We start from the raw sequence: 12293 nt of genomic DNA, 5'->3' as shown, positions 1-12293 counted from the left end.
TCTATTATACTATTAAAATACAGAATTTTCTAAAATAGGGGGTTTATATGTCACAACAACAGTTAGAAGAAATTCGTAATAATAATTACATACTGGATAACACACTTAACATTGATTCTTTAAGTTCCAATATGCTTGAGCAAATTGGCGATACTGATAGCTATTTAAGGGACAAACTCATCTACTCTACTTTTTTTCATCTCATCAAGAAGGAATATCTTTCACACACACAATTACAGAAACTATTATTAGAAAGCATCGGTGAAAAATATTTATTGTATAAGATTCATTCAGATGATGAAGATGCGGTATTTACCCGAGCATTTACAACATTATTAATTGCCCTCCTTATTGATGCTGATACAAATCATAATTTCTTATCACAGACTGATATTTCAAATGTAAAAGATCAACTAATTCTATATATGAACAACGAACATGATTTCCGGGGATATGTGCAAAAACACGGCTGGGCACATAGTATCGCTCATGCTTCTGATACATTTGAGGCGCTTGTGAATAGTCCTAAACTGGAAACTTTATATTACCAAGAAATATTACAAACTTTATTAAACAAAGTTTGTGTTCATTCCATCTATTACAAATATGAAGAAGATGAACGTATCGTTTATCCGATTGTCGCAATGCTACAAAATGGCTTAAAGGAAGAAGCACTCATATTAGCCCTTCGTGATTTAGTAGCTCAATTACCCGTTCAAAAACAAACATTACATATTGAATCATACGAGTTTCTATACGGAAATATAAAATCTTTCTTACGCAGCTTATTTTTCAGACTGCGCAAGCTTTCTATATGTGAAGAAACAGAATGCGAAATTGAAAAATTGCTACAAGAACTTCCAAAATATTATTAAAAAAAGAAGGCCACTCAAAAAGTGCCTTCTTCTATTTCACTAATATTTAATTGAAATTTCACGATCCAAACTGAGAAAAGGTGGACAAGAAGCGCAAACGCCATACATGCTCCGCTTAAAAAAGTTAGTATAGGATGCGAATACACGTGCCCCAATCCATAGGATACCGCCACGAAAAACATTGTTATGTAAATATAAATTGCTCCATGTATTTGCCTCATATAAACCTCCTTTTCCCATATTATAACATAAATTTTCTGATTATTCACATTAATTGCTTGTAATCAATATTTCTCAACTGTTACACCTCTTACAGCAGCCTTAATATATGGTGCTCCTTGTAAACTTTGTAAATCCTCTGTTTTGCCTGTTACGACTACACCGTATATTGGTAGGTCTTTTGGTTTGGTGTTTTTTATTTCTTTATAGTTTGTCCTAAAAGATTCTAATATCCCTTTTATTTTTACTTAAAGATATCCAAATACAGCTGTTCTACATTTTTATCATAATAAAAAGCACATCTATTTTGATGCGCCCTTCACATATATTTTATTAACATATAAATCACTTTTTTGAAACAAAAACTCTCACTCATCTCTCTCCATACTATCGTTATGACTTAGTTTCCATAATAATTGAACGAGGATAAAACCCCAGCTTTTCATAAAACGATACAGCTTCATTTCCGTACACTACTGTTAATTCAATTTCATCTATCTTCTTCGCTTTAAACCATTCCACTGCACTATTCATTAATTTCAAACCAAATCCGTTTCTTCGGTATCTTTCATCAACGAATAAAACTTCAATCTTTCCGTTTACACTTTTGCTATACGCTATACAACATCCTAATATATTATCTGTTTCCGCCTCAACTAATAATTCAATTCTATACTCTCCATACTTTGAATTTTGTTTATAAATTTCAATACGTTCCTCAAATGTCATTCTTGGATAGTCACCAGAAAAATGCCTTGATGTATTATTATGATATTCATGCAATTTATTTAAAGGTTCTCTTATTACTTCTATTTCATCGAGAGTGATATATTTATTACTAATTCTCATCCTACAGCATCTCCAATAATATATATTCCAACCAAAAAGATGACCATTTTACGGTTATAAAATACCAATCTATTATTTCATCGCGTCCTTCACAACATCTTGAATCATAACAACTTCTGTTTTCATATCAATAGACGGTGCTTCTTCATCGATACATTCATACCAAAATGCTAAGTGCTTTTTATCAATTTCATGATGCGAATTTTCGACAAAAATACCAGCTTCTCCTTGCATAGAATACCAATATAAGTACTCTTCTCCATCTCTTATTTCCCGGAAAATTGTCTCAACGTACATCTTTTCGTCGTTTAATGTCAAAAGTACTTCTTTCATATTGTCATTCAGAAGCTGCATCCATTCATCTACACGATGACTTTTATCTTGTTTCACTTTAAATCTCGTTAACTCCACATTCATTTTTATTCCCCCGTTTTCTTACGTACAAACAATCTATATTCTATTGGATGATAAAAACTTAATTTACTAGCTAATTTTTGCGAAGGAATATTGTCTACATAACAATCCCAGCACGGTATAATATCATTTTGTATGCAATGTTCAATAAACCTTGCTGCAACAGCTTGGGCTAATCCTTTCCCTTGATATGCTTTATGCGTCACAATATCAATTTCAGCAAATCCGTTCCCACTAAATATTGAAACACATTCCGCTACAATCATTCCTTCTAGTTCTATACAAAATCCAAAACCACCGTTTAAAAACGTTTCTTTTGATCCCCAATATTCTTTGTAGTACTCCTCTGTAAATTCACTGCTTCGTTCTATATCTCTTCTATCAATACGCTTCACTTCATATGTATTTTTGTTACAATCTCGTTTTCTCTCTTCAAAGGTTACGCTTTGAAATTTCATTCGCGGAATGTTTCGAAGTACATGACTAAAACGTTCTTCTATCATCATTTCCCACTCGTTACTCGAAGAGAACAATGTAAATCTCTTCTCTGTTTTTTCAATAGCCTTTTTTATAAAAGAAAATAAATCTTCGTTATAATTTTGATCATCAGTATCACCAAATAAATAATAAATACCGTTAGCTGTACGAATTAGTCCTGCTGTTAATTTCTCGTTTGCAAAAACCTCACCATCTATCACTTGATCACATACCGCATAAGCAAACGTCGTCGTTTTTGTATGACTTTCTAAAATCGGAAGGATTTTTCTATACTCGGCTACGGATAATTTTTTCATAATTGCTCCACTTTAATCGTATCCGCCTCTATATGTTCAAAACAAAGATTTACAGTTCTCTTTAATGCTCTCGTTCTATGAATCTTACATGCTGGAATTAAGATTGAATCATTTGGCTTTAAAACCGCTGTTTCTCCATCTTCAAAATCAATAAGTAATTCTCCCTCTAACACAATAAATAATTCATCCGAATTAGAATGATAGTGCCAATCATATTCACCAGTAAATACAGCGATTCGTAAGCAATGACTGTTTATATTTGAAACGACGAAGTTTTTATGTTGATCTTTAATATCCTTTGTTAATTCTATTAAGTTCACAGTCTCCATCTTTCGTCCCATCCTTTCATTAGTCGTTCTTCTAAAAAACTAACTTAATCTCCACCACCTCCGCAATCTCCTCCACCATCACTTGAGCTACTACAGTCATTGCTACTGTAGTCACCGAATCCACTTGATGAGCTTGAAGCGTATGAAGATTTTTTGCTTCTTTTTCTATCTTTTTTACTTTCATGACTAGGCCATACTGTAGCAAAGAGTATAACGAATAAGGCTAATTCTATTACAACAAGTATAAATTCTAGAATGCTCTCAATAATATTGGGAGTTATCCCAAAACTGTAAAACACTCCAAATGAATACATACACAAAATTACATACAGAGCCATACAAATATACCGAAATGTTTTCTCTATCGTAATGACTACTTTTTGTGAAAAAGGTATGTTCTGTTCCTTTTTGTTCTTTATATACCTTTGTCTCTTTGCCTGTTTTTTCTTCCTCTTTTTGCTCCCCATCGAATCCCCTCTTTTTATTATATAATTCTAAATTATCATAATAAAAATCGATTTACACCAATAAATAACAATTATTCACATGTTATTTCTCCATATAAAAAAGACCCTCCTCACGAAAAGGAAGGTCTCAAATGTATTTCTATTATGATAAAGCAGGAGCTTTTTCAAGAAGCTCTTTTGCATCAGCGTATTGTAAGCCGTGAGCTTCCGCAACTGCTTCGAATGTTACATAACCATCTAATGTGTTAATACCTTTTAATAATGCAGTGTTGCCTAAGCAAGCTTCTTTGTAGCCCTTGTTAGCAATTTGTACTGCATATGGTACTGTTACGTTTGTTAATGCAAGAGTTGACGTACGTGGAACTGCACCTGGCATATTAGCAACTGCATAATGAACAACGCCATGTTTTTCGTAAGTTGGGTTGTCATGAGTTGTAATACGATCAGTTGTTTCGAAAATACCACCTTGGTCAATCGCGATATCTACAACGACAGAACCTGGTTCCATTGATTGAATCATTTCTTCAGTTACAAGTTTTGGCGCTTTTGCACCCGGAATTAATACTGCTCCAATAACAAGGTCAGATTCTTTAACAGCTTCTGCAATATTGTATGGATTAGACATTAATGTTTTTACTTGGTTACCGAAAATATCATCTAATTGACGAAGACGTTCTGCACTTAAGTCAATGATTGTTACATCTGCACCTAAACCTACTGCAATCTTAGCTGCGTTTGTACCAGCTTGACCACCGCCAATGATTGTTACTTTGCCGCGTTTTACCCCTGGAACGCCTGCAAGTAAAATACCTTTACCGCCTTTGTTTTTCTCAAGGAATTGTGCACCGATTTGTGCAGACATACGACCAGCCACTTCACTCATAGGTGCAAGTAATGGTAAAGAACGATTGTCTAATTGTACTGTTTCGTATGCGATTGATGCAACTTTGTTATCGATTAATGCTTTCGTTAATTCTGGTTCTGGAGCTAAGTGTAAGTATGTGAATAAGATTAAGCCTTCACGGAAATAGCCGTATTCACTTGCTACTGGCTCTTTTACCTTCATAACCATATCTTGATTCCATGCTTCTTCAGCAGTTTCTACAAGTTTCGCACCAGCTTGTACGTATTCTTCATCTGTAAAGCCAGATCCTAAACCTGCTCCTTTTTGAACAAAAACTTCGTGACCATTTTGTACTAAATGTACTGCTCCCGCTGGCGTCATTGCCACACGGTTTTCATTGTTTTTAATTTCTGTTGGAATACCGATACGCATGATTAGTTCCCCCTTGAGTTATGAAATGACCCCTGAATCATTTTTTAAAGCGCTTTCTACGCTCTTATATTTTAACATAATATCTCAATATTTGACAAAAAAATAACACGAGTTTTCCGATAGATTTAATTTTATATTAAAGGACAGTATTATCCGCACCTCTCAGCACAATAGATAAACTGTCCAATTATTCGAAACTTCATCTTATTTTATTCTATCGATGTCTATGAATAACATCCACTGCACCAGTCACTTCAATAATTGTACCGGTAATCATATCGGAATCGTCCTCACATAAAAACGAAATGGTTCTTGCAATATCTTCACCTGTTCCAGATCTACCAATCGGTGTGTTATGCTCTTTCAGCTGACGTGCTTCTTGAATAGTTGCCTCTTTCATATCGCCAATAATATCACCAGGACATACCATGTTCGCAGTGATACCATACTCCGCTTCTTCATAAGCAACTGTTTTCGTTAATGAAACAAGTCCTACTTTCGCTGCGGCAAAAGCTGAACGATAAATCCATCCCGGTGCACTATCCGCCCCTTGAAATCCGTAATTAATAATACGGCCAAAGTTCTGTTTTCTCATGACCGGAACGACAAGTTTTAATAAATGAAATACCGCTGTTAAATTTCCCTGAATCATTTCATTCCATTCATCTTCTTCATAATCAACTAACTTTTTTCGTTCAAATACATATGGACCAGCATTATTAATTAAAAAGTCAATTTTGCCAAAACGGCTCATCGCTTCTTCTACTATTTTATGTAAATCTTCCTTTTTCGTGACATCCGCTTGCACGAATTGTAGACGCTCTTCCACATCTTTATATGTTTCTTTCATCGTTTCCATAGCCGTGATATCGCTATGGTACGTTACTGTTACTGAATAGCCTTTAGCCAATAACTTTTCTGTTACTTGCTTTCCTAAACCTTTCGTACCGGCTGTAATGAGCGCATGTCTCACAAAACTGCCCCCTTTTAAATTGCTATACTTCATATGTAACAAGTTCTCGCTCCAATTACAACTAAAATGAATCGAAACAGAGTTTTCAAAATTCTGTAACGTTTCTGGCAAGCACGTTACCAAAATTTGTTTTATAATTAAGTTGTAAACAGTTATAAAACAGATTGGGAGGAATTTACTATGAATAATACATATACAAATATTTTAATCGCGGTGGATGGTTCTAAAGAAGCAGAAAAAGCCTTTAAAAAAGCAATTCAAGTCGCAAAGCGCAACAATGCAACATTAACAATTGCTCATATCGTTGATGTAAAAGCATACTCAGCAGTAGAAGCTTATAGCCGTGCAATTGCGGAACGTGCAAATCTATTTGCAGAAGACCTATTAGAAGACTACAAAAAAACTGCGCTTGAAGCTGGTCTTGAAAAAATTGAAACTGTATTAGAATTCGGTAATCCTAAATCAAAAATTTCAAAAGAAATCGCTCCAAACCATAAAGTAGATTTAATTATGTGTGGTGCGACTGGTTTAAATGCTGTTGAGCGTTTCCTAATTGGTAGCGTCTCTGAACATATTATTCGCTATGCGAAATGCGATGTCCTTGTTGTTCGTGGTGATGAAGAGCAAGGTGAGCTTTAATTTATAGATAAAACACCAAGTCCACATAGGCTTGGTGTTTTTCATTTTATAAACTTCACTATAAACAAAAGACATGCTACGACAACAACGGTAATTGCCAACACATAAGGCGGAAGAAACTTCAAAGACCATAATGCCATCATAATCGTCGCAACCGTTAAGTACGTTCGCCTTGCACCTTCTGTCATTTTTTTACGAAATAAGAAAACATACAAATAACCAATTGGCGGCGTAATAAAGCAAAGAACGTATATGATTTTTGATTTTAAATACCACTTTTGTTCTCCAAGTTTCTTTATATCCCCTTCTATTCTCTTATGCTCTTGTTCTTTCGCTTCTTCTACAAGCGGATTTTCCTCTTCTCCTCGCTTTTCTTTCATATAAGGAAGAAAGTGCATAAAAAAATAGTATGCGAATACGAATGCTCCAAATCCAATATTTACTCTTTCTAATGGAATATGTTCACTAAAAAAAGCAGCAGTAAGCACTAAAGACAAACAGTATGTCATCATCCAAAAGGAACGTTTTCTCTTTTTCCGTTCCATTTCTTTTTTGCCTTGTATATCTTTTCTTTTCGAAAGCCATATAGAAATAAAGCAATCTACTACAAATAGAGCAAAAATAAATATCGCAACGTGTACTGTTTCTAAATCCTCAAATGAAAAGATATTTGGGAATGCAACATGTAATACAATGAATGTGTACAAAATTAGCCCTATAAAATAAATACGTCTCATTTTCCATCCCTTTCTTATTTCCTAACATTACGTTAACATACATTTTTTAGAAATAGACGGACAAAATATATATGTGTAAAGAAGGAGGATGCTATATGGATGATTCTGAACGTATTATTTTAGATGTGAACGGCAAAGAAATTGAAATGCTAGATACGATTCGCACTCATTTTAAAGAGAAGCACGGCGTTGAACTAAGTAATGGTGCATTACTTCGTGATTTGATGGATATTGAGTATATTCGAATTACGGAAGATCGACATAAGTATGATTAAAAGAAAACGACTGCAGGCGAATGCCATCAGTCGTTTTCTTTCTTTATTTAAGCTCTTGATGTTTCCCGCCCATACCACCAGACTCATTGCTATCTTGGTGTACAGTTAGTTTATTTGTTTTCGCATCTTTTAAAACTCTATATGTATATGATTCATTTGGTTCATCTTTAAACTGTACATTCATACCATACGAATCCATTTTGCTATAAAAGGCCGGTTTTATATATAAAATATCACTTTCTTTATATCCTTTATCTTGTAAATGCCACATCGTTGCGATAACCGCTTCTTCTCGCTTTTCTTTTTCACCAACATACATATATTTGTCCAAAAGAAACACTTTAGCATTTGCAATTAAACTAATTAACAGTACAATGATAAACACTATTTTTTTCATAGACTTCCCCTAAATTGTTATTTTTTACTACATTGTAACTTAAATGCTAGTAAAAAATAAAGTACGCCAGACTTTACTAGACTGGCGTACTTCCCAACTCAATTCTTAATAACTTCTTTCGTTAACCCCTTCGCCTTCTCCAAAGCGTTTTTGATTTGTTCAAACCCAGTCCCGCCAGCACTGTTACGACGCTTTACAGCTGCATATGGTGACAGCACTTCATACAAATCTTCTTCAAATAAGGAGCTCATTTCTTTATATGTTTCAAGAGAGACATCTAATAAATAAATTCCTTTTTGTGTGCAATATAGCACTAACTTTCCAACAATTTCATGAGCTTGACGGAATGGTAGTCCTTTGTTCGCTAAATAGTCAGCAATTTCTGTTGCGTTGGAGAAATCTTGCGTCACAGCTTGCCCCATTTTTTCTTTGTTTACAGTCATCGTTTCAAGCATGCCCGCCATAATATGAAGGCATCCTTCTACTGTTTTAACTGTATCAAACATTCCTTCTTTATCTTCTTGTAAGTCTTTATTGTAAGCGAGCGGTAATCCTTTCATTACTGTGAGTAAACTGAATAAATTACCGTATACTCTGCCTGTTTTACCACGGATTAGTTCCGCCATATCCGGGTTTTTCTTTTGCGGCATAATGCTGCTTCCCGTTGCATATTGATCGCTCATTTCAATAAATTGAAACTCTTGGCTACTCCATAAAATAAGTTCTTCGCAAAAGCGTGATAAGTGCATCATAAGCATAGAGGAGTTACTTAGGAACTCCAGTATGAAATCACGATCGCTTACTGCATCTAAACTATTTTCATAGATTCCATTAAATCCAAGAAGCTCCGCACTATACTCTCGGTCAATGGGGAATGTCGTTCCAGCTAACGCTCCTGCTCCTAATGGCGAAATGTTAATACGTTTTAACGAATCTTCATAACGATTCACATCACGCTCTAACATCCAAAAGTAAGCGAGAATATGATGAGCAAATGAAATCGGCTGAGCACGCTGCAAATGCGTATAGCCAGGCATAATGGTTTCAATATTATTTTCTGCTTGATGAACAAGAACAGTTTGCAATTGCTTTGTAGCTTTTATAATATGTTCTACCTTTTCTTTTAAATACAAATGCATATCTGTCGCTACTTGATCATTACGACTTCGGCCAGTGTGAAGTTTTCCTCCTACTTCGCCAATTTGTTCAATTAACATTTTTTCGATGTTTAAATGAATATCTTCTGCTTCTACTGAAAATTGTAGCTTATTCTCTTTTGCTTCTTTCAATAAATATTGAAGACCTATCTTTATTTTCTCTGCTTCTTCTTGCGTCACGATGCCTTGCTTTGCTAGCATCGTGACGTGCGCAATACTTCCTTTTATATCTTGATTTACTAATTGTTGATCGAAGGAGATGGATGCTCCGAACTCTTCAACCCATGCTTCCGCTTCTTCTGTAAAACGTCCGCCCCAAAGTTTGCTCACGCTTCCACCTTCTTTTGATTCACTTGGCTGTATACTTTCGTCGGTAAACCGAATAATGAAATGAATCCAACTGCTGCATCATGATTAAATTCATCTTGAGCAGTATATGTTGCTAATTTTTCATCGTATAAAGAGTATTCAGATTTACGTCCTTCTACAATCGCATGACCTTTAAATAATTTCACACGCACTGTACCTGTTACATTCTTTTGCGTTTCTTGTAAAAATGCATGAAGCGCTTGTTTTAAAGGCGAGAACCATAAACCATTATAAATAAGTTCTGTTATTTTCTGTTCAATCACTGGTTTAAAATGTGCTACTTCTTTTACGTGTGTTAAATCTTCCAACTCTTTATGCGCAGTGATTAACGTCATTGCTGCTGGGCATTCGTATACTTCACGAGATTTAATACCGACAAGACGATTTTCTACGTGATCAATACGTCCAACGCCGTGTTTTCCAGCAAGCGCATTTAACGTTTTAATTAATTCTGCAAGTGAATATGCAGTGCCATTTAAAGTAGTCGGTACGCCTGCTTCAAATCCGATTTCTACAAACTCTGGTTTATTCGGTGTATCTTCTAATGCCAATGTCATCTCATATGCATCTTCTGGCGGCGCTGCCCATGGATCTTCTAAAATTCCACATTCGTTGCTGCGTCCCCATAAGTTTTGATCGATTGAAAACGGGCTATCTAAATTAATCGGAATTGGTACATCGTTTTCTTTTGCATAGGCAATTTCTTCTTCACGTGACCACTTCCATTCACGTACAGGTGCAATCACTTCTAAGTAAGGATTTAATGCTTGAATAGAAACTTCAAAACGAACTTGATCATTTCCTTTCCCTGTACATCCGTGTGCAACTGCAGTTGCGCCTTCTTGTTCTGCGATTTCTACTAATTTCTTCGCAATAAGCGGACGAGATAATGCAGAGACAAGAGGGTATTTCCCTTCGTATAATGTGTGTGCTTGCATCGCCATCAATGCATATTCATTCGCGAATTCTTCTTGAACATCAATCATATATGATTTAATTGCACCTACTGAAAGTGCCTTTTCTTTTACAAATGCTAAGTCTTTACCTTCCCCTAAGTCTAAACAAAGCGCGATAATATCATAATTCTTCTCTTGTAACCATTTAATTGCAACGGAAGTATCAAGACCTCCGGAATATGCTAATACAACTTTTTTCTTCTCCATTTTGCATCCCCCTAAGAATAAATATTCATTTTCTTTTATAATAATTCACACTTTACCACCTTTCACAAAATGTATCAAGAGTCATTTTCAAATTTTTTCAAACAATTTCGTCGAACTTCTTTCTGTTTTTCTGTACAATATAAGCAGGACAACGGGGGTGAACTTATGGAAAAGTATTTCTTATACGATGATCATCTAGGAATTGAAATTCCTCATTTACAAGAAGATTGGGAAGATATCCCCGAAAAAATGCAGCATGCTATTTTACTAAGGTGGGAACAAGTTCGCGGAAAGATTCCTGATCGAATAAAAGAACTCGAGCACTCTATTAATGCAAAACAGCATCATTTAAATAACGAAGAAGACTTCGAAATTTCTTGCAAATTGAATTCAGAAATTGCCGATCTCGCTTCCATCATTAATGACCTTTGGCTTTGGTATCGACTCACTCAAAATGTATCTGAGGGGAAAGCACACCAATGAAAAAAGCATGCCCCTCAATTACTTTGGGTCATGCTTTTTTGTCGTAACATGATTTACAATATATTTCTTGTGCTGTTTTCGCCAAACATACATCGAATGGACCAACTAATATACTTCTTTCTTCCGGCAACTTTACAAAAGCAACAAGCTCTTCTTCATATTGAATTTTTTTCTGACATGAAATGCATATTAATTCTTTTCTTTTGAACATGTCTTTTAGCATACCTTCACTCTCCCCTTCATCTATCTATATTAATATAATCTCATAACAGTTAAGACTTGTAAAAAAATGACACATTCCGAATCGAATGATTCATATACTATGTACAAAGGGGGGTCTAAAGCTTATGCGTGCTTTCGTTATTATTGCTTTAACTTTTTTAAGTGTGATTAGTTGGGATGCGTTTTTTAAAGATAAAAGTGATGAAAAGAATACAACTGAATAAAACCCTTTTTTTCTTACTTATTGGACAAACCGTTACAAACTGTCCAATCCTCCGAAATAACTTAGGCTTTTCTACAAAAATATTTAAACATAACATTTTTTGTAGATTCCCTCCGTTTATTGTCGGTTTCCATCCGCATACATTTTTTAAAAGTATGATATAATAGTATAAATCTTGAAGGAAGGGATTTTGATATCATGATCGCTCGAAGGAGCATGTGGCATCGTATTGACGAATCATACACGTAGCGTATTTTTTAGCTCAGATACTTTAGTCTAGCGAAAAAAATACGAGAGTGGGGAAATTATGATTGCCCGAAGGATAATTTGGCAAAAAAAAGACTCTTCTTACACATAGCGTTTTGTTTAGGACTTAATTGTTACTAACTAAACAAAACAAAGAAGAGCAGGATTGCTAAATGACGAATCCTA

The 12293-nt window shown here is 34.9% G+C and carries 17 protein-coding genes and 1 pseudogene; 4 read left to right on the top strand and 14 right to left on the bottom strand.

What is annotated here, in order from left to right; translation table 11 throughout:
- The first annotated feature begins 47 nt into the window (after nt 1-47).
- Nucleotides 48-875 (top strand): DUF2785 domain-containing protein, encoded by an 828-nt coding sequence (locus MR112_RS16440; RefSeq protein WP_242245132.1) that lies wholly within the window; start codon nt 48-50, stop codon nt 873-875.
- A gap of 14 nt (nt 876-889) precedes the next feature.
- On the opposite strand, the gene MR112_RS16435 is transcribed toward MR112_RS16440, so the two are convergent.
- From MR112_RS16435 to MR112_RS16395, 9 genes and pseudogenes are all read right to left on the bottom strand, one after another.
- On the bottom strand, nt 890-1096 hold the full coding sequence (locus MR112_RS16435; protein ID WP_001248908.1) for a hypothetical protein: 207 nt from the start codon (nt 1094-1096) through the stop codon (nt 890-892).
- 63 nt (nt 1097-1159) lie between these two features.
- Nucleotides 1160-1349 (bottom strand): annotated as a pseudogene (locus tag MR112_RS16430) (anti sigma factor C-terminal domain-containing protein); the annotation flags it as partial.
- A gap of 138 nt (nt 1350-1487) precedes the next feature.
- Nucleotides 1488-1943, bottom strand: a complete 456-nt coding sequence (locus MR112_RS16425; protein WP_001222930.1) for a GNAT family N-acetyltransferase — start codon at nt 1941-1943, stop codon at nt 1488-1490.
- A 72-nt stretch (nt 1944-2015) separates the two neighbouring features.
- Nucleotides 2016-2360, bottom strand: coding sequence for a DUF6176 family protein (locus MR112_RS16420; protein WP_242245131.1), 345 nt, complete (start codon nt 2358-2360; stop codon nt 2016-2018).
- A gap of 2 nt (nt 2361-2362) precedes the next feature.
- Nucleotides 2363-3151: a GNAT family N-acetyltransferase gene (locus MR112_RS16415; RefSeq protein ID WP_000736747.1), complete on the bottom strand. Its 789-nt coding sequence runs from the start codon at nt 3149-3151 to the stop codon at nt 2363-2365.
- Nucleotides 3148-3480: a cupin domain-containing protein gene (locus MR112_RS16410; protein ID WP_000450925.1), complete on the bottom strand. Its 333-nt coding sequence runs from the start codon at nt 3478-3480 to the stop codon at nt 3148-3150. Before MR112_RS16410 ends, MR112_RS16415 begins: the two co-directional genes overlap by 4 nt.
- 44 nt (nt 3481-3524) lie before the next feature.
- The gene (locus tag MR112_RS16405) at nt 3525-3947 is read right to left on the bottom strand and encodes a hypothetical protein (protein ID WP_000534945.1); all 423 of its coding nucleotides are present in this window, start codon (nt 3945-3947) and stop codon (nt 3525-3527) included.
- A gap of 142 nt (nt 3948-4089) precedes the next feature.
- Nucleotides 4090-5223, bottom strand: a complete 1134-nt coding sequence (gene ald, locus MR112_RS16400; protein ID WP_001219403.1) for an alanine dehydrogenase — start codon at nt 5221-5223, stop codon at nt 4090-4092.
- Between the two features lie 214 nt (nt 5224-5437).
- Nucleotides 5438-6229 (bottom strand): SDR family oxidoreductase, encoded by a 792-nt coding sequence (locus MR112_RS16395; protein ID WP_002024902.1) that lies wholly within the window; start codon nt 6227-6229, stop codon nt 5438-5440.
- 147 nt (nt 6230-6376) lie between these two features.
- Between MR112_RS16395 and MR112_RS16390 the strand changes: the two genes are divergently transcribed.
- On the top strand, nt 6377-6835 hold the full coding sequence (locus MR112_RS16390; protein WP_001066673.1) for a universal stress protein: 459 nt from the start codon (nt 6377-6379) through the stop codon (nt 6833-6835).
- A gap of 41 nt (nt 6836-6876) precedes the next feature.
- Here the strand turns inward: MR112_RS16390 and MR112_RS16385 are convergent, their stop codons facing one another.
- On the bottom strand, nt 6877-7572 hold the full coding sequence (locus MR112_RS16385) for a hypothetical protein (protein ID WP_001252877.1): 696 nt from the start codon (nt 7570-7572) through the stop codon (nt 6877-6879).
- A gap of 95 nt (nt 7573-7667) precedes the next feature.
- Between MR112_RS16385 and MR112_RS16380 the strand changes: the two genes are divergently transcribed.
- The gene (locus tag MR112_RS16380; RefSeq protein ID WP_000342760.1) at nt 7668-7847 is read left to right on the top strand and encodes a hypothetical protein; all 180 of its coding nucleotides are present in this window, start codon (nt 7668-7670) and stop codon (nt 7845-7847) included.
- A gap of 43 nt (nt 7848-7890) precedes the next feature.
- On the opposite strand, the gene MR112_RS16375 is transcribed toward MR112_RS16380, so the two are convergent.
- The 3 genes from MR112_RS16375 to MR112_RS16365 all read right to left on the bottom strand — a co-directional run bounded on the left by MR112_RS16375 (nt 7891) and on the right by MR112_RS16365 (nt 10933).
- Nucleotides 7891-8244, bottom strand: coding sequence for a DUF3139 domain-containing protein (locus MR112_RS16375; RefSeq protein ID WP_088344523.1), 354 nt, complete (start codon nt 8242-8244; stop codon nt 7891-7893).
- Between the two features lie 98 nt (nt 8245-8342).
- The gene (gene argH, locus MR112_RS16370; RefSeq protein WP_088344521.1) at nt 8343-9731 is read right to left on the bottom strand and encodes an argininosuccinate lyase; all 1389 of its coding nucleotides are present in this window, start codon (nt 9729-9731) and stop codon (nt 8343-8345) included.
- Nucleotides 9728-10933, bottom strand: a complete 1206-nt coding sequence (locus MR112_RS16365) for an argininosuccinate synthase (protein WP_000412315.1) — start codon at nt 10931-10933, stop codon at nt 9728-9730. The genes argH and MR112_RS16365 overlap by 4 nt, the downstream gene beginning before the upstream one ends.
- 165 nt (nt 10934-11098) lie before the next feature.
- Between MR112_RS16365 and MR112_RS16360 the strand changes: the two genes are divergently transcribed.
- The gene (locus MR112_RS16360; protein WP_000417207.1) at nt 11099-11416 is read left to right on the top strand and encodes a hypothetical protein; all 318 of its coding nucleotides are present in this window, start codon (nt 11099-11101) and stop codon (nt 11414-11416) included.
- A gap of 28 nt (nt 11417-11444) precedes the next feature.
- Here MR112_RS16360 and MR112_RS16355 read toward each other — a convergent pair whose 3' ends face one another.
- Nucleotides 11445-11639 (bottom strand): hypothetical protein, encoded by a 195-nt coding sequence (locus MR112_RS16355; RefSeq protein WP_000910272.1) that lies wholly within the window; start codon nt 11637-11639, stop codon nt 11445-11447.
- Nucleotides 11640-12293: the final 654 nt, after the last annotated feature.

Source organism: Bacillus cereus group sp. BfR-BA-01330 (assembly GCF_022663885.1).
In the GTDB taxonomy this organism is placed as follows: domain Bacteria; phylum Bacillota; class Bacilli; order Bacillales; family Bacillaceae_G; genus Bacillus_A; species Bacillus_A cereus.
The sequence above is the reverse complement of the archived record's forward strand: the minus strand, read 5'-3'. Positions and strand labels throughout refer to the sequence as shown.

Bases quoted from the DNA above. Each gene is read 5' to 3' on its own strand.
- MR112_RS16440 (WP_242245132.1), top strand. From the start codon at position 48: ATGTCACAACAACAGTTAGAAGAAATTCGTAATAATAATTACATACTG.
- MR112_RS16435 (WP_001248908.1), bottom strand. From the start codon at position 1,096: ATGAGGCAAATACATGGAGCAATTTATATTTACATAACAATGTTTTTC.
- MR112_RS16425 (WP_001222930.1), bottom strand. From the start codon at position 1,943: ATGAGAATTAGTAATAAATATATCACTCTCGATGAAATAGAAGTAATA.
- MR112_RS16420 (WP_242245131.1), bottom strand. From the start codon at position 2,360: ATGAATGTGGAGTTAACGAGATTTAAAGTGAAACAAGATAAAAGTCAT.
- MR112_RS16415 (WP_000736747.1), bottom strand. From the start codon at position 3,151: ATGAAAAAATTATCCGTAGCCGAGTATAGAAAAATCCTTCCGATTTTA.
- MR112_RS16410 (WP_000450925.1), bottom strand. From the start codon at position 3,480: ATGGAGACTGTGAACTTAATAGAATTAACAAAGGATATTAAAGATCAA.
- MR112_RS16405 (WP_000534945.1), bottom strand. From the start codon at position 3,947: ATGGGGAGCAAAAAGAGGAAGAAAAAACAGGCAAAGAGACAAAGGTAT.
- ald (WP_001219403.1), bottom strand. From the start codon at position 5,223: ATGCGTATCGGTATTCCAACAGAAATTAAAAACAATGAAAACCGTGTG.
- MR112_RS16395 (WP_002024902.1), bottom strand. From the start codon at position 6,229: ATGAAGTATAGCAATTTAAAAGGGGGCAGTTTTGTGAGACATGCGCTC.
- MR112_RS16390 (WP_001066673.1), top strand. From the start codon at position 6,377: ATGAATAATACATATACAAATATTTTAATCGCGGTGGATGGTTCTAAA.
- MR112_RS16385 (WP_001252877.1), bottom strand. From the start codon at position 7,572: ATGAGACGTATTTATTTTATAGGGCTAATTTTGTACACATTCATTGTA.
- MR112_RS16380 (WP_000342760.1), top strand. From the start codon at position 7,668: ATGGATGATTCTGAACGTATTATTTTAGATGTGAACGGCAAAGAAATT.
- MR112_RS16375 (WP_088344523.1), bottom strand. From the start codon at position 8,244: ATGAAAAAAATAGTGTTTATCATTGTACTGTTAATTAGTTTAATTGCA.
- MR112_RS16365 (WP_000412315.1), bottom strand. From the start codon at position 10,933: ATGGAGAAGAAAAAAGTTGTATTAGCATATTCCGGAGGTCTTGATACT.
- MR112_RS16360 (WP_000417207.1), top strand. From the start codon at position 11,099: ATGGAAAAGTATTTCTTATACGATGATCATCTAGGAATTGAAATTCCT.
- MR112_RS16355 (WP_000910272.1), bottom strand. From the start codon at position 11,639: ATGCTAAAAGACATGTTCAAAAGAAAAGAATTAATATGCATTTCATGT.